Here is a 17934-nt window from a genome sequence, read left to right on the forward strand (position 1 = left end):
CAAGGAGACGCATCACCGTGCACCGTACCCTCAGACGCCTGATCTCAGGCGTCCTGCTCGCGGCGCTGCCCGCGCTGGGCATGGTGGCCCTCGCGCCCGCCGCCCAGGCCCATGACGGCACCGAACACGCCCTGGACTGGGCGAACTACGAGAAGGTGACCCTCACCAAGGACACGGGCGAGCCGATCGACCTGGCCGTGCTGCCCGACAACCGTGTGCTGCACACCGCGCGCAACGGTGATCTGCGGCTGACCGACCCCGGCAGCGGGGTGACCAAGGTCGTCAATCACATCAACGTGTACCAGAACTCGGAGATGGGGCTCCAGACCGTCACCCTGGACCCGGACTTCGCCACCAACGGGTGGGTGTATCTCTACTATTCACCGCCGCTGAACACCCCGGCCGGCTCGGCCCCCCTCCAACTGCCCGCGGGCGAGAACGACTCGTACTGGGACCGTTGGAAGGGCTATGACAGCCTCACGCGCTACAAGTGGACGGGCGACGAACTGGACCTGTCGACCGCCCAGGAGATCATCCGGGTCGAGGCCAACCGCGGCCAGTGCTGCCATGTCGCCGGAGACGTGGACTTCGACGCGGACGGCAATCTGTATCTCGCCACCGGCGGCAACACCCCGGCGTCGGGGCCCAATGTCAACGGCTACACCCCGATCAACGACGCGCCCACCTACAACCCCGGGCTCGACGAGCGCCGCGGCGCCGGCAACACCAACGACCTGCGGGGCAAGATCCTCCGTATCCATGTCGAGGAGGACGGCAGCTACACCGTCCCGGACGGCAACCTCTTCCCGGTCGGTACGGCCAAGGCGCGCCCCGAGATCTTCGTGATGGGGCTGCGCAATCCGTTCCGGCTGTCGGTGGACAAGGCCACCGGAGCCGTGATGTGGGGCGACTACGGACCCGACGCGGGCACGGCCGACCCGAACCGCGGTCCCATGGGATATGTCGAGTGGCAGACCACCACCAAGCCCCTCAACAGCGGCTGGCCGTTCTGCACGGGTGACAACACCAAGCCCTACCGGGACTTCGACTTCGCCACGCTCACCCCGGGCCCGGCCTTCGACTGCGCCGCGCCGGTCAACGACTCGCGCTGGAACACCGGTCTGACGGAACTGCCCCCGGCCACCCCGGCCACGCTCTGGTACGGAGACCGCGACACGGACCAGCCGTGGCCCGAGCTGACCGCGTTCCGCGGCCCCGGCGGACCCGGCGGCCAGGCCCCGATGGGCGGCCCGGTCTACCACTACGACGCGGACAACCCCTCCCCCGGCAAGTTCCCCGCGTACTGGGACGGCAAGGCGTTCCTCGGCGAGTTCTCGCAGGACTACGTGGCCGCCCTCACCCTCGCGGGACCGGACGGCCCGGTCACCAAGCTGGAGAACGTACTCCCCAACAGCGAGCGGTCCGAGAACGGCATCCCGCCGTGGGACAACCCGATGGACCTGGAGTTCGGCCCGGACGGCGCGCTCTACGTGCTGGACTACGGCGACGGATTCTTCCGCCAGAACCCCGACGCGGGTCTCTACCGGATCGACTACGCCGAGGGCAACAAGGCGCCCACCGCGGTGATCAAGGCCGACCGTACCTCCGGCCAGGCACCGCTGTCCGTCTCCTTCGACGCCACCGCCTCCAGCGACCCGGACAACGGGGAACTCACCTATCAGTGGGACCTCGACGGTGACGGCACGTTCGACGCCAACGGCCCCACGGCCACCCGTACCTACCCGGACAACGGCCAGTTCCAGGCCCGGCTGAAGGTCACCGACCCCCAGGGCAAAACGGGGCTGTCGAGCCGTCAGATCACGGTCGGCAACACCGCCCCGGCCGTCGCCATCACCTCGCCGCCCGACGGCTCCTTCTTCAACTGGGGCGACGCCGTGCCGTACGGGGTCGCGGTCGAGGACGTCGAGGACGGCAACCAGGCCGACTGCGCCAAGGTGGCCTGGACCTTCGGGCTCGGGCACAACCAGCACGGCCACCCGGTCAACAGCGGAACCGGCTGCTCGGGAGCGGTCGTGACACCGGCCGACGCCGGGCACGGTGACACCGAGAACGTCTTCGGGGTGCTCGGTGTCACCTACACCGACAAGGGCGCGGGCGGTGTTCCGCCGGCCACCGGTGAGGCCCAGGTGGTGCTCAACCCGGCCCTCATGCAGGCCGAGCACCACGACTCCGCGCAGGGGGTCACGATCACCGACGACAGCGGCGCGTCCGGTCAGCGCAAGGTGACCTCCTTCGACGCCGGGGACTGGCTCTCCTACGACCCGGTCTCCTTCACCGGCATCACCGGGGTGAAGACCCGTGCCTCGGGGGCCGGCACCCTGGCGCTGCGCTGGAACTCCGCCGCCGCCGCCCCGTTCGCGACCGTGTCCGTGCCGGCCGGTGAGGGCTGGCAGACCGTCACCACGGCGCTGCCCGAGGCGCCTTCGGGCAGCGGACGGCTGTATGTCACCACCTCGGGCGGGGTCGATCTGGACTCCCTGGCCTTCCAGGGCCCCGGGGTCGCCGACAAGACGCCGCCGAAGGCCACCGCCACGCTCAGCCCGGCCCGGCCCGACGGCGGCGACGGCTGGTACACCGGCAATGTGTCGCTGAACGTCACCGCCACGGACAACGGCACGGTCAGCGGCCGCCAGTACTCGGTCAACGGCGGTACGACCTGGCTGTCGGCCAACGCCGCCGTGACGCTCTCCGCCGAGGGCACGACCACCGTTTCGTACCGGGCCACCGACAGCGGCGGCAATGTCTCCGAGGTCGGCACCCTCACCGTGCGGATCGACCGGACCGGCCCCTCGGTGACGGTCACCGGTCTGGACGCCGACGGCGGCCACGGCGACTCCGAACAGCCGGTGCCGGTCATCACGGCCACCGACACGGTGTCCGGAGGAGCCACCGCGACCGCCACCCTGGACGGGACCGCCGTCGCCTCGGGTCAGCCCGTACAGCTCTGGCGGCTGCCGCTGGGCGGCCATGACCTCAAGGTCACGGCCCGGGACCGGGCGGGCAACACCAGCACGAGGACCGTGCACTTCACCACCAGCACGTCCTTCGCCGATCTCACCGCGCTGATCCCGCGGCTGCGCGCCGAGGGTCTTCTCACGGAGCAGGGCCGGCAGCGGCTGACGGTCCGGCTCGACCAGGCACGGGCGCACGCCGAGGCCGGGCGGATCAGCCAGGCGGCGGCGGTGCTGGAGTCGTTCGCCGTATCGGCCGGAGACACCACGCTGGTGAACGACGCGGCGGCGGGCGCGGCCCTCGCCCGTGACGCACGGGCCGTGAGGGGAGAGCTGGCCGACTGACGTCTCCCGGAGGCCCTGTCCGAAGCGCTGTCCCGATGTCCGGGGCAGCGCTTCGGCCAACTTTTAGCAGGCCGAGCGAAAGTTTCATACGATCGAACAGTAAGGCTTGGACAACAGCCGCCCGGACGTCCCGGCATCCGCCCCGCGCGGGTGCCGGGTACCGGTGCCCGGCGGTCCGGCCGGACGGCCCGAGGTGCCTTTGAGGAAGTGGAGCCCGTGAGCGTTCAGTACCGCGTATTGAGCATGCTGCGCGACAACGGTCCACTGTCCCGGGCCCAGTTGTCGGACCGGCTGGAGGTGCCGCGCCCCCGGCTGCTCGCCGAACTCGACCGTATGGTCGCCACCGGACTGGTCCTGGAGGCGGGTCCGGCCGCCTCACGCGGCGGGCGTCGCTCCACGCTCGTCCAGCTCGCTCCCGGTCTCCGGTTCGCCGCCGTCGACCTCGGCGCCAGTTCGATCGACATCGAGATCACCGACGGCGGTCTCGAACCCGTGGCCGCCTGCTCCGAGTCCGCCGACATCCGCTCGGGACCGGTCGCCGTGCTGGGCCGGGTCAGCGAACTCCTCCACAAGCTGCGCGCCCAGGGCCACTTCACCCGTCTCGACGCCATAGGCATAGGCCTGCCGGGCCCGGTCAGTTTCCGCAACGGTGTGCCCGTCTCGCCGCCGATCATGGTGGGCTGGAACCGCTACCCCGTGCGCGACACCCTCGCCCGCGAGCACGGCTGCCCGGTGGTCGTCGACAACGACGTCAATGTGATGGCCCTCGGCGAGGCGCACAGCGGTGTGGCCCGAGCCGTCGACCATCTGCTCTTCGTCAAGATCGGCAGTGGGATCGGCTCCGGGATGCAGCATCACGGCCGTATCTACCGCGGTGCGGAGGGCTGTGCCGGCGACATCGGCCATATCCAGGTGGAGGCCGACGGACCCGTCTGTTCCTGCGGCAACACCGGCTGTCTGGAAGCGTACTTCGGCGGCGTCGCGCTGGCCCGCGACGCCACGGAGGCCGCCCGCTCCGGCCGGTCCCCGGCCCTCGCCGAGCGGTTCGCCGCCCAGGGGACGCTGACGGCCGTGGATGTCGCCGAATGCGCCTCGGGCGGTGACAACGTCTGCGTCAATCTGATCCGGGACGGTGGCCATCGGGTCGGACAGGTCCTCGCCACCCTGGTCAGCTTTATGAACCCGTCGATGATAGTGATCGGCGGCGGCCTGTCGGGGCTCGGCTATGTGCTGCTCGCCGAGATCCGCAGTGTCGTCTACAAACGCTCGCTCCCGCTCGCCACGGGGAATCTGCCGATCGTGATGTCCGAACTCGGCCCGCGCGCCGGGGTCGTCGGAGCCGCACTGCTGGCCAGCGAACTCGCCTACGGAGGACCTTCCTGACCAGCACGTCGTCGACCGGGCCACAGGGTGCGCCGGGGTACGGTCGTCGTCCGCCCCGGCACGGCGGCGTACGAGGCGACCGGGAGTGGTCGGGCCGCGGGGCCCACACCTGTCCGGCCCCGGTCGGGACCGGGGCCGGACAGGTGTGGGAGGCGGGAGGATCAGCGGCCGTGGACGCGCGGCCCGGCGGGTGTCACCACGGGGACGGCGCCGGCGGGCTCACCACCGGCGGGCGGTCGTCGCAGGTGATGGTGTTCGGCAGTTCCCACGGGGCGAGCCAGGCACCGGTGGTGCCGCCCCCGTCGTTGCCGCCGAGGTCCGTCAGCGAGAACTCCGAGCCGGCGGGGGTGAAGTTGAACGACCCGCAGTTGTTCACACCGACCGCCCCGACATTGCGGGCGTCCACGTTCTGGAAGGACGCGGAGCCCGCCACCCGCGCGCTGACCACCGAGGTGCCCGTACCGTCGACCCTGATGTCCTTGAAGTGGACGTTCGTGATCGCGTACAGATCCTTCACCGGCCAGTCGCTGACCAGCATGATCGCGTTGTAGGTGCTGTCAAGGAAGTGGTCGCCGGTCACCTGGATGTCGGCGTCGATGTTCTTCTCCAGCGCGTAGAACCAGATGGCGCCCAGGCCGATGTTCCAGTTCAGCTCGTAGGTGCCGGCGCGGACCGTGGTGTTGTCCGTGATCCGCAGATGCCCGGTGAACGCCTCGGCGCCGAAGCGCGAGCCGACCTGGATGGCGCTGCCCTCCCGGACCGGGTCGGCGATGAGGTTGTTGGAGACGGTGTTGTCCTTGCCCCCGTAGATGGCGATGCCGTTGGCGAGCACCGGAGTCTGCACGGTGTTGTGGTCGAACGTGTTGCCGGCGTTGGACGTCTTCTCCGACCACATGGCGAGACCGTCGTCCCCGGAGTTGCGGACGAAGTTGTTCGACACGACCGAGTCCGTCACGCCGGTGTGGAAGTTGAGGCCGTCGGCGATCTGGTCCACGATGACATTGTTGGTGACCCGGAGGTTCGACATCGGTCCGTCGAACCAGAGGCCCACCTTGGTGTGCCGGATGTGGAGGCCGTCGATGGTGGAGTCGCTCATCGCGCCGCCGATGCCGTTCACCTGGTCCGTGTCGACGCGCTCGCGGACATCGCCCTCGATCGCGAACCCGGACAGATGGACATCGGTACTGCCGCCGTCCGCCGCGTCCTTGCCGTAGAAGCCGACGCCGGTGTGGACCGAGCCGTCGGGGGCGGGGGTGGCGAGGTCCACCTCGCGGCCCTTGATGATCGTGTACCAGTTGCCGGCGCCCACGATCGTCACCTTGTCCACGACGATGTGGCGGTTCACCTGGTAGGTGCCCGGCGGCAGGTACACCTTCAGGTGCGCGCGCTTCGCGAAGGCGATCGCCCTGTCGAACGCGTCGGCGGAGTCGCGCCGGCCGGACGGGTCGGCCCCGAAGGCCAGTACGTTCGCCGCGGCGAGCTCGACGCGCGGCAGGCCGACGAGGTGTGAGTCGAGCAGGTCGACGACCGTCCACGCGGCCCTGCTCCCGGCGGGAACCGTGAGCCGTACCCGGTCACCCGCGCGGTACTTCTTGCCGAGCAGCAGGCGCTGCTCGTCGTAGAAGTGGTTGGGCCGGAACGGCTTGTCGATCGTCGGGGCGGGTGTCGTCCCGCTCGGCACGCAGGAGCACTCGGTGATCCACCAGTCGGGGTGCAGCAGACCGGCGTTCGGGTCGTTCGAGAACGGATACTGGTTGTACAGCCACGCGTACTGCGAGGTGAGGGTCATGGTGGAGCGGTTCTTGCCGTTCACCGTGACATCGAGCGGCGCGGTGATGCCGCCGCCCTCGGGAGCGTCCGGAATGCTGTAGCGCACGGTGATCGCGTTGGCCGCGCTCGGCAGTGTGAACTCGACGTGCTGTCCCGGCGTCAGCTTGACCGCCTGACGGCCCGACGCCTCCGCGGGCAGTGTGTACGCGGTCCGGTCCGGCCCGATGACCGTGCCGTTCGTCGCCGCCTTCTCCGCCTCCTGCTCCACGAAGTCGACCTTCGCGCCCCTGCCCGCGACCAGCGAGGGGGAGAGAGCGGCGCGCGTCACGACAGGAGCCGACGCTCCGTCAGCGCCCGTGCCCGCGAGGGCCGTACCGCCTGCCAGCACACCGAGACCGAGGGCGGCCGCGGTCACCGCCGCGACCGCCCTCGCGGCCCTGGCGGCCCCGGCGGTCCTGCGCGGCGGTCTGCCGGACTGCCGGACTGCGGCTCCTGTGATGCTCCATGACATCGAATGCTCGTTTCTGTCGGGAGGGTGAGGTGACAGTAGGACCCGCACAGCCCGTTCCACAAGGTTCCTGCGAACTGATTTCGTTTCATTGCCACTCAACTGCGTCCAGTCGTTGGATTTTTGCGCTGACTGGCATGATTCGTTGCCGGAACAGCCCCTGGGGCACGGTAGGCGCGGCCGCTCCGCGCCGCGGACGGATCGGCGGACGGGATCCCTCCCGGGCGCCGCGCCCCGGATTTGCCGGACCGGCAACGGAACTCGTGTCGCCGCGGGGTGCCGCGCATGATCGTGGCAGTGCCGCGGACGGGGTCACGCGCTCGCGCCGGACCGCCGGACAGCCGCCCTCGCTACGCCGGCACCCCGGCACCCCGGCACCCCGGCACCCCGGCACCCCGGTGCGAGAATCCAGGAGGAAGCATGTCGCAGCCCGCCCACCCCTCGCCCGTCCCGGCCGGGGTTCCGGAGCCGGTTCCTGACCGGGCCCCGGCCTCGCTCCCGGACCGGACGCACCGGCTGGTGGACTCCCCCGCCGGCCGTATCCATCTCGTGGAGTGCGGCGCCGGCCCGCTGGTCCTCCTGGTGCACGGGTTTCCCGAGTCCTGGTACTCCTGGCGCCATCAGCTCCCGGCGATCGCCGAGGCGGGTTTCCGCGCGGTGGCCGTCGATGTCCGCGGGTACGGCCGCTCGTCGAAGCCCGCCGAGGTCGAGGCGTACCGGATGCTCGACCATGTCGACGACAACGTCGCCGTCGTACGGGCACTGGGCGAGGAGACCGCGGTGATCGTGGGCCACGACTGGGGCTCGGCCATCGCCGCCAACAGCGCCCTGCTCAGGCCGGAGATCTTCACGGCCGTCGGACTGCTGAGCGTTCCCTACGCCCCACGGGGCGGACCCCGGCCCACCGACGCCTTCGCGCGGATCGGCGGGGACGAGGAGTTCTACGTCAGCTACTTCCAGCGGCCCGGCCGCGCGGAGGCCGAGATAGAACCCGGCGTACGGGAGTGGCTGGCCGGGTTCTACGCCGGGCTCTCGGCGGAGACGATGCCGGCGGCCGGCGAGGACAGTCTCTTCTTCGTCCCCCCGGGCGCGCGGCTCTCCGACCGCTTCCCCGGTGACACCCTGCCGTCCTGGCTCAGCGAGGCCGATCTCGACTTCTACGCCGGTGAGTTCGAACGGACCGGACTGACCGGGGCGCTGAACCGCTACCGCAATGCCGACCGGGACTGGGAGGACCTCGCCGCGTGGGACGGGTCTGCGGTCACCCAGCCCTCGCTGTTCATCGGCGGCGCCCTCGACGCGTCCACCACCTGGCTGGCGGACGCCATCGAGAACTACCCGGCGACTCTTCCCGGCCTGCTCTCCTCCCATGTCCTCGAAGGCTGTGGGCACTGGATCCAGCAGGAACGCGCCGACGAGACCAACCGGCTGCTGGTGCAGTGGCTGCGGGCCCTGCCGCCCGCCCGCGAAAACGCGTTGCACGGCGGAGGGGCGGGCTGAAAGGCTCCCCGCCATGTCTGACAACGGATCCAGCGGTGCCCAGGGGGTGGCCGCCCTGTTCTCGCACGGGCGGCTGACGGCGATCCCACGCAAGGCGGCCCGCCGGGAGCAGCTTCTCGTCCACCTCACGGAAACGCTGTTCGAGCGCGACAGGACCTACAGCGAGCGCGAGGTCAACGACGCGCTGCTCACGGTCCACGAGGACTGTTCCGCACTGCGCCGTTACCTCGTCGTGGCGGGTCTGCTGGCCCGCCCCCAGGACGGCAGCAGCTACCGGCGCGTCCGGTAGCCCGGCAGCCCGGTAGTCCGGTAGGCCGGTAGGCCGGTAGGCGCTGAACCTGGGACTGCCGGTCCCTGGACAGGTGAGCCCTTCATCCTGTCCGGGGCCCCGCCCAGGCTGGGGCGTGGCGAGGTGGTGCGTCCGGATCGCGTGATCGGCACGCGGCGGCCACCCGCCATGAGGGAGCCGTCCCATGACCACACAGCCAAAGATCGCGATCATCACCGGAGCCAACCGGGGCCTGGGGCGCAGTGCCGCGCTCCGGCTCGCGGAGGACGGTGTCGATCTGATCATCACCTACCGCTCCCACGGCGAGGAGGCGGACGCCGTCGTCGACGCCGTGGCCGGTCTGGGCCGTACCGCCGTCGCCCTTCCGCTCGACACCGGCCGGGCCGAGTCGTTCGACCGGTTCACCGACGACGTACGCCGGGTGCTCAAGGACCGCTGGGGCCGGGAGAGCTTCGACTTCCTGGTGAACAACGCCGGGGGCTCCCTGACGGCCTCGTTCGCGGAGACCACCCCCGAGGGCTTCGACGAGCTGGTGAACGTGCACTTCCGCGGTGTGTACTTCCTGACCCAGCGGCTCGTACCGGTCATCGCGGACGGCGGCCGTGTGCTCAATGTGTCCACCGGTCTGACCCGCTTCACCGGGCAGGGCGCCTCGGCGTACGCGTCGGTGAAGGGCGCCGTCGAGGTCCTCACCCGCTATCTCGCCAAGGAACTCGGCCCGCGTGGTATCACCGTGAACACGGTCGCCCCCGGTCCCGTGGCCACCGACTTCGCCGGCGGTGTGATCCGCGACAACGAGCGGTTCCGCGCCCTGCTGGACAGCCAGACCGCGCTGGGACGGGTGGGGCGCCCGGAGGACATCGGGGGTGTCGTCGCCTCGCTGCTCTCCGAGAACACCGGCTGGATCACGGGTCAGCGGATCGAGGCGTCGGGCGGCACCCTGCTCTGAGCCGTGGATGAGCGGCGGGTGGCGCGCGGTTCGACGACCCCGCGCGCCACCCGCGACGCCGGACACCCGTGACAGGGAGACCGAGCAGGGAGACCGAGCAGGGAGACCGAGCAGGGAGACCGAGCAGGACGAGGGAGACTGAGCAGATGGACAGAGCGCAACTGGCGGACTTCCTCCGTACCCGCCGCGAGGCCCTCCAGCCCGAGGACGTGGGACTCCCCCGCGGCCCGCGCCGGCGCACCCGTGGTCTGCGCCGCGAAGAAGTGGCGGCCCTGTGCGGGATGTCCACCGACTACTACACCCGGATCGAGCAGCGGCGCGGCCCCCAGCCCTCGGAACCGATGCTCGCCGCGATCGCGCGCGGTCTGCGTCTGTCCTTGGACGAGCGCGACCATCTCTTCCGGACGGCCGGGCACAACACCCCGGGCCGGATGCTCCGCACCGACCATGTGAATCCCGGGATCATGCGCATCCTGGACCGTCTGGACGACACTCCGGCCCAGGTCATCACCGGGCTCGCGGAGACCCTGACCCAGACCAGACTGGCGGTGGCGCTCCTCGGCGACGAGACCCGCCACACCGGCCTGGACCGCAGCCTGATCCACCGCTGGTTCACCGATCCACGGGCACGGCTGATCTATCCGGAGGACGACCACCCCACGCACAGCCGGTTCTTCGCGTCCCAACTGCGCACCGTCTACTCGCGCCAGGGCGCCGGTTCCCCCGCCGGGCGGATCGTCGACGCGCTCCTCGAACGGAGCGAGGAGTTCGCGGCGCTGTGGGGGGCGCATGAGATCGGCGTGGTCCGGGACGATTCCAAACGGATCAGCCATCCGGAACTGGGCGTGCTGGAACTGCACTGCCAGGTCCTCTTCGACAACGACCAGGCCCAGGCCCTTCTCGTCTACACCGCCACTCCCGGGACGGAGAGTTACGACAAGCTCCAGCTCCTGTCGGTCACCGGGGACCGGCAGCCGTACACCTGACACCGGCCCACGGACCGGCCTCAGGACCTGTACGGACATCCGGCCCGTACGGGTGCCCTGCCCGCGGGTGCCCGGCCCGTACGGGGTGGCTCAGCCGCCGTCGGCGGGCGGGCGGTCCGCGAAGACGCCGTGCACCATCCCGGTGGCCTGTCCCACCTCGACCAGATATCCGTCGGGGTCACGGAGATAGCAGCGGAGTTCCGCCTTGCGGTCGAGCGGCTCGGTCAGGAAGCGCGCGCCCTTCGCGGTGGCCTGCTCGTAGAAGGCGGCCAGATCGGCGACCCGTACGTTCAGTAAGGACGACACAGGGTCACCGGGGGCGGGCGGGGTGAGGACGACATCGGGCTTGTCCGGGGTGGGCCCGCCGCCGGGGTTCATGATGATCCAGCCGTTGGCGATCCTCACGATGGCGGGATTCTCGGCGAGCACCACCTCGCCGCCGAAGACATCCGCGTAGAAGCGGCTCGACACACGCACATCACGCACGGTGAGGAAATGCGTCAGCACCAGCCCTTGTGACGGTGCCGGTAGGTCTTCTCGCCGCGTCATCGCCGTCTCCCTGGTCCGCCCGCGTTCCACTCCGACCGGTACACACACTCCGACCGGAGCGCGCACACGGCCATGGGTCCGGATGACCGCTCCGTCCCGTCCACTGTGCTGGCCCCCGGACAGCCGGGCAACTCGGCCCGTCCGTATGCCAGTCCTTCCTCCGCGCGCGGAATGCGCCATTCTCATGGGCTTGCCCGTGTTCCGGACTCCCCTCGTCCGCACACAGTGTCGCCATGCCGCTACCCAGCGCGTTCGCGGGAGCCGGGTGCCGGAGCCACGGCCGCGGGGCGCGGGATGCGGGCGTGCCGTTCGAGCCGGTACGGGACAGCCGGAGCGCGGTGGGGCAGACGGGGGGCCGAACGGTCTCCTAGCCTCCCCGCCATGCCAACCACACACCTGAGACGTTTCGGTCTCTCCGTCGTACTCGCCCTCGCCGTCGCCCTGTTCGGTCTGGCCCAGCCCGCCGGCGCCGACACCCCCGACCTGGCCTTCTCCGTCGACCAGCCGACCACGGTCCCGGGCTCCACGGTCAACATCACCATGACGCTCACCAACAACCAGGCCACGGACATCTGGTTCGTCTACCAGTCCGTCCAGCCCACCTGGACCACCACACAGCGCAAGGACCTGAAGTACGCCTTCACGTCGTGCACCGCCGACGGCGTCGCCTGCACCGGAACCGGCACCACCACCCTGGGGGTGAACTACGAGATTCCGCTGCCGCCCGGAGCGACCCGTACCGTCACCCTCACCTACGAGATCGCCGCCGACTCGGGCTGCAACGCCGACATCGCGTTCTACTCGTACCTCTACTACGAGTACAACTATGGCCAGAACGTGAAGGACGGCACCTACCCCACCCCGACCACCCGGGTGAACTGCGCGACGCCCCCGGCGCCGGCCGCGGCCCGCGCCTGACGGCTGCGGCCGACGGCCCGTCCGTCCCGCACCCGGGCCGCGCCGCCCTCGCGGTAACACAACACCACGAGCGTCGCAATCCCGCCGAACAAGACGTCCGGCGACAGAACGCACCACCGGCGGGAGCGGGCGGGGCGCGCCGGCCGCCCGTATCCCGTTTTCCGATGTGACACGGGGGCGGGGCACGGAAAATGGACGATGACGGACATGCCAGACCCGCCGGTGAAGACGGGATGAGGCGCCGGGATCGCCCGCGTTTTTCCGTCATGTTTCACAACCGGCGCACGTAACGCGCACGCACCCATCACGATGTGAGACATCAGAGCGCGGCGCCGGTCCTCTCCGCGAGGGCCGGCGCCGTGCTGGGGGATGGGGTCCGGTGGCAGGGAGAGCCGACCGGACCCGCCGGGGAGGGATTCCGACCGCATGAAGCGGAGCATTCGCACGACCGCACTGACCGCCGGGGCACTTCTGCTCGCGCTCGCGTTACCCATGGCACCGGCGAGCGCCGAGGAACCGGCTCCCCGGATCGATCTGCGGGTCCTGGTCGTCACCGACGGCGGTCCGGCCACGGCCGCCATCGCCGCCGAACTCGACACCGCCGGTACGCCGTACACCCTGGTGGATCTGGGACGCTCCGACCGGCCCGTGATCGGGCCGGCGTTCCTGGCCGACACGGTGGACGGCCGGCCACGGGCGAAGTTCCAGGCCGTCGTCCTGCCCAACGACAACCCGTTCGCCGCCGGTTCGCCCGAGATGGCCGCCCTCGTCGCCTACGAGAAGGCGTACGCGATCCCCCAGGTCGACGCGTACACCTACGCGCGGCCGCAGGCCGGTCTGGAGGTTCCCACCAGCGGCGGCTACAGCGGCTCCGTGGACGGGGTACGGGCCCAGGTGACCCCCGCGGGCAGCGCGGGCCCCTTCGGCTATCTGGACGGGGCGGTCCCCTTCGAGGACAACGCGCCCGACGTCGGCGAGAGTTACGCCTATCTGTCCCGGCCCCGCGCGGGCGCCGACTTCACCACCTATGTGGACGCGCCGATCCCCGGCTCCGCGGCCAGGGGGTCCCTGGTCGGCGAGTACCGGCACGACGGCCGCCGGGAACTGGTGGTGACTTTTGTATACAACCAGTATCAGCAGCAGTTCAGGCTGCTGGCCCGGGGCATCGTCGACTGGATGACGCAGGAGGTGCGCCTCGGCGCCTCCCGGAACTACTTCGCCGTCCACGTGGACGACGTCTTCGGCGCCGACGACCGCTGGGACCCCCTGCTCAACTGCACGCCCGGTGATGTGGACTGCCCGCCCGGCCAGGGCACGCAGAACCCCATCCGGATGTCGGTCGACGATGTGCGCGACGCCTCGGCCTGGTCGCAGCGGCGCGGCTTCGCCCTCGATCTCGCGTACAACGGCGGCGGCAGCGAGCAGCACCGCGCGGACCACGACGGGGCCGATCCGGTCGCCGACGCATTCCTGGCCAGGCGCGCCGACTTCCGCTGGGTCAACCACACCTACGACCACGCGTTCCTCGGCTGCGAGCAGAATGTCTCCGTCGTCCCGTGGACGTGCGCGACCAACCCCGACGGCAGCACCCGCTATGTCAGCCGTGCGGACATCTCCGGGCAGATCTCCGACAACCGGCAGTGGGGAGAGCGGGCCGGACTCCCCCTGCGCGACGACGAGCTGGTGACCGGTGAGCACTCCGGGCTGAAGGTGCTCCCCCAGCAGCCCGACGACAACCCCCATCTCGCTCCCGCGCTCTCCGACAACGGCGTCGCCTGGCTCGCGTCCGACAACTCCCGTGACCCGGGGCAGCGCGCGGTCGGCACCGCCCTCACCGTGGCCCGGTATCCGATCAACATCTTCTACAACGCGGGCCGTACGTCCGAGCAGGTCGACGAGTACAACTGGCTGTACACCAGCCGGGCGCAGGGCGGCAGCGGTCTGTGCGAGGACCTCGCCAACACCACCTGCCTCGACGCGCCCCTGGACATCGCGACCGGCTACACCGGCCACATCGTGCCGCTGGAGACCAGGATCGCCCTGGGGCACGTCCTCGCCAACGACCCGCGCCCGCACTTCATGCACCAGTCCAACCTCGCCGAGGACCGGATCGGCTACCCGGTGCTGGACGGAGTCCTCGACCAGTACGCGGCTCTCCACGCCGACAGCACCCCCCTGGTGAACCTGCGGATGAGCGACATCGGCGAGGAGCTGCGCCGGCGGACCGCCTGGAACACCGCCGTCGGGAACGGCACGGTCACCGGCTACCGGATCGGCGACGCCGTGACCGTGGAGGCCCCGGCGGGGGTCGCCGTACCGGCCACCATGCCGGCCGGGACCGCGCAGAGCCTTCCGGCCGGGACCACCGGCTTCGGACAGCCGTACGCGGAGACCGTCTCCGGCTGGGCCTCACGGGCCGCCGGCCAGGACCGCGTCACCCTCGCGCTGCCCACGGCTCCGGCGCCCGCCGGCACCGCGCCGGCCGTCGCGGGCGCACCGGACCCGACGGCCGGGCCCGCGCCGCGGACCGCGCCGCGTCTGCCGGTGCCCGCCGGTGTGCTGCGGCCCGTACAGCCCGGCATCGGGCGCTGATCCCGGCACGTCCCTCCCCGGCACCGGGTCCTGCCCGCCGCACGGCCGGCAGGACCCGTCACGCCTCCGCACCCTTCTCGCCGTGGAGCGCTTCCATGCCCCTGCGTCACCGCCCGCCACGTCCCGGCGCGGCACGTGTCACCCTGCTCACCGAAGGCACCTATCCCCACAGTCACGGCGGCGTGAGCGTCTGGTGCGACCAGCTCGTCAGCGGTATGCCCGACATGGACTTCCATGTCGTCGCGGTGACCGGCACCGGCCGCGAGAGCGCCGTGTGGGAGCTGCCCCCGCAGGTGACCGGTCTCGACCCGGTCCCCATGTGGGGGCCCGCCCCCGACGGAGCCATGCCGCGCGGCCGGGCGCTGCGCCGGCTGACGGCCGCCTACGAACGGTTCCTGACGGCGCTGCTCGATCCGGCCGCCGAGAGCGGGTTCGCGCCCGCCTTCTACGAGCTGGCGCGCGCCGCGCGGGACGGAACGCTCAGCCCCGCCCTGCGCGACGACCGCGCGATACGCATACTGACGGCCGTGTGGAACAGGCCGGGGCTGCCCGTACGGGAGGCGCGCCCCACCCTGTACGACGCGGTCACCGCCACCGGGCTCCTGGAGCACGCGCTGCGTCCCCTCGCCGCGCGCCCTCCGGAGCGGGGCGTGAGCCACGCGGTCAGCGGCGGTGTCGCCGTGCTGCCGGGCCTGGCCGCGGCCGAACTCCACGGTGTCCCGCTGCTGCTGACGGAACACGGTGTCTATCTGCGGGAGCGCTATCTCGGCTACCGCACCGCCCCCTACCGCTGGCCCGTCAAGGCGGTCCTGCTGGGCTTCTTCCGTCTGCTGGCGGAGGAGACGTACCGCAGGGCCGCGCTGATCACCCCCGGGAACCGGTACAACCGGCTCTGGGAGGAACAGGGCGGAGCCGATCCCCGGCTGATCCGCACCGTCTACAACGGGGTCGATCCCGCGGCGTTCCCGCCCGCGGGACCGGAGCCGCACCTGCCGACCCTGAGCTGGGCGGGACGCGTCGACCCGATCAAGGACCTGGAGACCCTTATACAGGCGTTCGCACGGGTCCGCGCGGAACTGCCACAGGCGCGGCTGCGGCTCTTCGGGGGCACCCCGCGCGGCGGCGAGGCGTACCGGGAGCGGTGCGAGAAACTCGCCGCCTCCCTCGGCCACGGTGACGCGGTCACCTTCGAGGGGCGCGTCGACGACATCAAGGACGCCTACGCGGCGGGCAATGTGGTGATGCTCTCCAGTATCAGCGAGGGCTTCCCCTTCACCCTGATCGAAGCGATGTCGTGCGGGCGGGCGACCGTCTCCACCGATGTCGGCGGGGTGCGCGAGGCGGTGGGGCCGACCGGTCTGGTGGTCCCTCCGCGCGAGCCCGCCGCCATGGCGGCGGCGGCGCTGGAGCTGCTGGCGGATCCGCCCCGCCGCACCGCGATGGGCGAGGCGGCACGGCTGCGGGTGATCGAACAGTTCACTCTCCGGCAGACGGTGGACACCTTCCGGGCCATCTATCTGGAGCTGGCGGCGCGCGGCCCCGAGGCTCCGGCCGCGCCGTGGACAGCCGGCGCGGCGGGGCACCCGGCGGTGGCCCCCCTCCGGTTCCCGGCCGCGGCGAGGGTGGCGGATCTCGCGCCGGCCGGTACCGCTCCCGCGACGGCCGGGCACCCGGCCGTCGCCGAGCTCGGAGGAAGGGCGGGATGAGCGGTCCGATATCCCTGGAGCCCGACGGCGGACAGGGCGACGCCCTCTCCCTGGCGCTGACGCGGGACACGACGCTCACGCTGCGTCTGCCCCGTACCGGCCATGTCGGGGGGCGCTCGCGCACCGACGATCCCGTGGACCGGCTGGCGGCCGAACTGGCCGAACGGATAGGGCCCGCCGTGCACGCGTACGAGGTGGCCGCGCTGCTGGAGTCGGAGGGGCTGACGGGCGAGCGGATACAGCACGAGTACGGGCATCCGGATCTGTTCTCGCTCGCCGAGGACCTGTTCCACAAGGTGCCCCGCAGTTTCCCCGAGCCGCCTCCCCCGCGCGATCCCTGGGCGCCGGACCATGTCCGGTGCGCGCTGCGCGGGGCGCTGTTCGCCCTGCCTGCGCTGGCCTATCTGCTGGTCCCCCCGCTGGGGCACGGCGGACGCGGTGCCCAGGGGCTGATCGCCGCCGCGCTGTTCTCCTGGGCATGGGGCCAGGCCCTCGGGCACCGTACCCATCTGCGGCTCGCCGTCGGCCCCCACGAGGCCGGCCGGGTCCTGCTCGTCGGCGCCCCGGCGGGAGCGCTGCTGGCGTCGGCGGTGGGGGCGGCCGTCGCCGGGTCCGGTTCCGCGGCCCTCTTCGCCGTGGCGCAGTCGTGCTATCTCGCGGCGGCCGGGGTGCTGCTGGTGCTCGGCGGGGAGCGCGTCCTGCTGGCCACGCTCGCGCCGGTGGCCGCGGGCGCGGCGGCGCTGCCCTGGTGGGAGCCGGGGCCCCTGCCACGCACCGGGCTTCCCCTGCTCACCCTGGTCCTGGCCACCGCGGCGGCGGTCCGTGCCGTACGGGGAACGCTCAGGGCGCCCGCCGTGCCCGGCACCCGGCGGCCTCCTCTGACGGCCTCCCTGCCGTACGGTCTGTTCGGTCTGGCGGCCGGGCTGCTGGTGCTGGCCGTGGGGCGCGGCCACACCCTCGCGGTGGTGGTCCTGACCGTGAGCATGGGCCCCGCCGAGTGGCTGCTGTACCGCTACCGGGGGCTCTCGGTGGCGGCCCTGCGCGCCACCACGACACCGCGCGGGTTCCGGCTGCGCTCCGCGGCCGTTCTGACGGGCTGTCTGACGGCGTATGTGCTGCCGCTGATACCGGGAGCGCTGCTGACCGGGGCGGATCCCGTGGCGCTGGCCGCGCTGGGGGCGACGCTGTGGACGGCCCTGCTGCTCCAGGCGTTCGGGGTCGGGCGGCCGCCCGCGGTGATCTGTTCCGCGCCGGCCGCGGGCCTCACCGCCGTCCATCTCCTGCACGGTCCACCGGGGCCCCTGACGCTCTCGCTGTCCTGCGGCGCCGCGGCGGTCGTGCTCTTCTGCTGGGCGCTGCGGCGGCTGGGCAGACCGACGGCGCACGCCTGACCCGGCCCGCCGCGCCCGCCCCGCACGAGGAACCGGGCCACCGCTCCGCGCACCGTTCCCCGTCCATGCCCCTCCG

General features: G+C 71.6%; 12 protein-coding genes. 10 read left to right on the top strand and 2 right to left on the bottom strand.

Annotation, left to right across the window (positions count from 1 at the left end; translation table 11 throughout):
- Window positions 1-17 precede the first annotated feature (17 nt).
- Together ACFYYH_RS13835 and ACFYYH_RS13840 are read left to right on the top strand one after the other, a co-directional pair.
- Window positions 18-3317: a PQQ-dependent sugar dehydrogenase gene (locus ACFYYH_RS13835; protein WP_388550002.1), complete on the top strand. Its 3300-nt coding sequence runs from the start codon at window positions 18-20 to the stop codon at window positions 3315-3317.
- A gap of 216 nt (window positions 3318-3533) precedes the next feature.
- Complete coding sequence (locus ACFYYH_RS13840; RefSeq protein ID WP_388550003.1) at window positions 3534-4700, top strand: ROK family protein; 1167 nt, start codon at window positions 3534-3536, stop codon at window positions 4698-4700.
- Between the two features lie 193 nt (window positions 4701-4893).
- Here ACFYYH_RS13840 and ACFYYH_RS13845 read toward each other — a convergent pair whose 3' ends face one another.
- Entirely contained in the window at window positions 4894-6981 is a 2088-nt protein-coding gene (locus tag ACFYYH_RS13845; RefSeq protein ID WP_388550005.1) for a glycosyl hydrolase family 28-related protein, read from the bottom strand.
- Window positions 6982-7398: 417 nt separating this feature from the next.
- Here ACFYYH_RS13845 and ACFYYH_RS13850 point away from each other — a divergent pair, with 417 nt between their 5' ends.
- From ACFYYH_RS13850 to ACFYYH_RS13865, 4 genes are all read left to right on the top strand, one after another.
- Entirely contained in the window at window positions 7399-8478 is a 1080-nt protein-coding gene (locus ACFYYH_RS13850; protein WP_388550006.1) for an alpha/beta fold hydrolase, read from the top strand.
- A 13-nt stretch (window positions 8479-8491) separates the two neighbouring features.
- The gene (locus ACFYYH_RS13855) at window positions 8492-8767 is read left to right on the top strand and encodes a DUF2087 domain-containing protein (protein ID WP_388550009.1); all 276 of its coding nucleotides are present in this window, start codon (window positions 8492-8494) and stop codon (window positions 8765-8767) included.
- Window positions 8768-8951: 184 nt separating this feature from the next.
- Window positions 8952-9716 carry an SDR family NAD(P)-dependent oxidoreductase gene (locus ACFYYH_RS13860; RefSeq protein ID WP_388550012.1) on the top strand — a complete coding sequence of 255 codons (765 nt, stop codon included), beginning with the start codon at window positions 8952-8954 and terminating at the stop codon, window positions 9714-9716.
- 146 nt (window positions 9717-9862) lie between these two features.
- Complete coding sequence (locus tag ACFYYH_RS13865; protein ID WP_388550014.1) at window positions 9863-10702, top strand: helix-turn-helix transcriptional regulator; 840 nt, start codon at window positions 9863-9865, stop codon at window positions 10700-10702.
- A 90-nt stretch (window positions 10703-10792) separates the two neighbouring features.
- Here ACFYYH_RS13865 and ACFYYH_RS13870 read toward each other — a convergent pair whose 3' ends face one another.
- Window positions 10793-11251, bottom strand: coding sequence for a VOC family protein (locus ACFYYH_RS13870; RefSeq protein WP_388550017.1), 459 nt, complete (start codon window positions 11249-11251; stop codon window positions 10793-10795).
- Window positions 11252-11632: 381 nt separating this feature from the next.
- Between ACFYYH_RS13870 and ACFYYH_RS13875 the strand changes: the two genes are divergently transcribed.
- The 4 genes from ACFYYH_RS13875 to ACFYYH_RS13890 all read left to right on the top strand — a co-directional run bounded on the left by ACFYYH_RS13875 (window position 11633) and on the right by ACFYYH_RS13890 (window position 17858).
- Window positions 11633-12169, top strand: a complete 537-nt coding sequence (locus tag ACFYYH_RS13875) for a hypothetical protein (protein WP_388550018.1) — start codon at window positions 11633-11635, stop codon at window positions 12167-12169.
- 426 nt (window positions 12170-12595) lie between these two features.
- The gene (locus tag ACFYYH_RS13880) at window positions 12596-14761 is read left to right on the top strand and encodes a hypothetical protein (RefSeq protein ID WP_388550021.1); all 2166 of its coding nucleotides are present in this window, start codon (window positions 12596-12598) and stop codon (window positions 14759-14761) included.
- Window positions 14762-14856: 95 nt separating this feature from the next.
- Complete coding sequence (gene pelF / locus ACFYYH_RS13885) at window positions 14857-16467, top strand: GT4 family glycosyltransferase PelF (RefSeq protein ID WP_388550024.1); 1611 nt, start codon at window positions 14857-14859, stop codon at window positions 16465-16467.
- A complete protein-coding gene (locus ACFYYH_RS13890; protein WP_388550025.1) occupies window positions 16464-17858 on the top strand; it encodes a hypothetical protein in 1395 nt (464 codons plus the stop codon). Before pelF ends, ACFYYH_RS13890 begins: the two co-directional genes overlap by 4 nt.
- Window positions 17859-17934: the final 76 nt, after the last annotated feature.

This window comes from Streptomyces sp. NPDC002018 (assembly GCF_042890865.1).
Classification (GTDB): Bacteria; Actinomycetota; Actinomycetes; order Streptomycetales; family Streptomycetaceae; genus Streptomyces.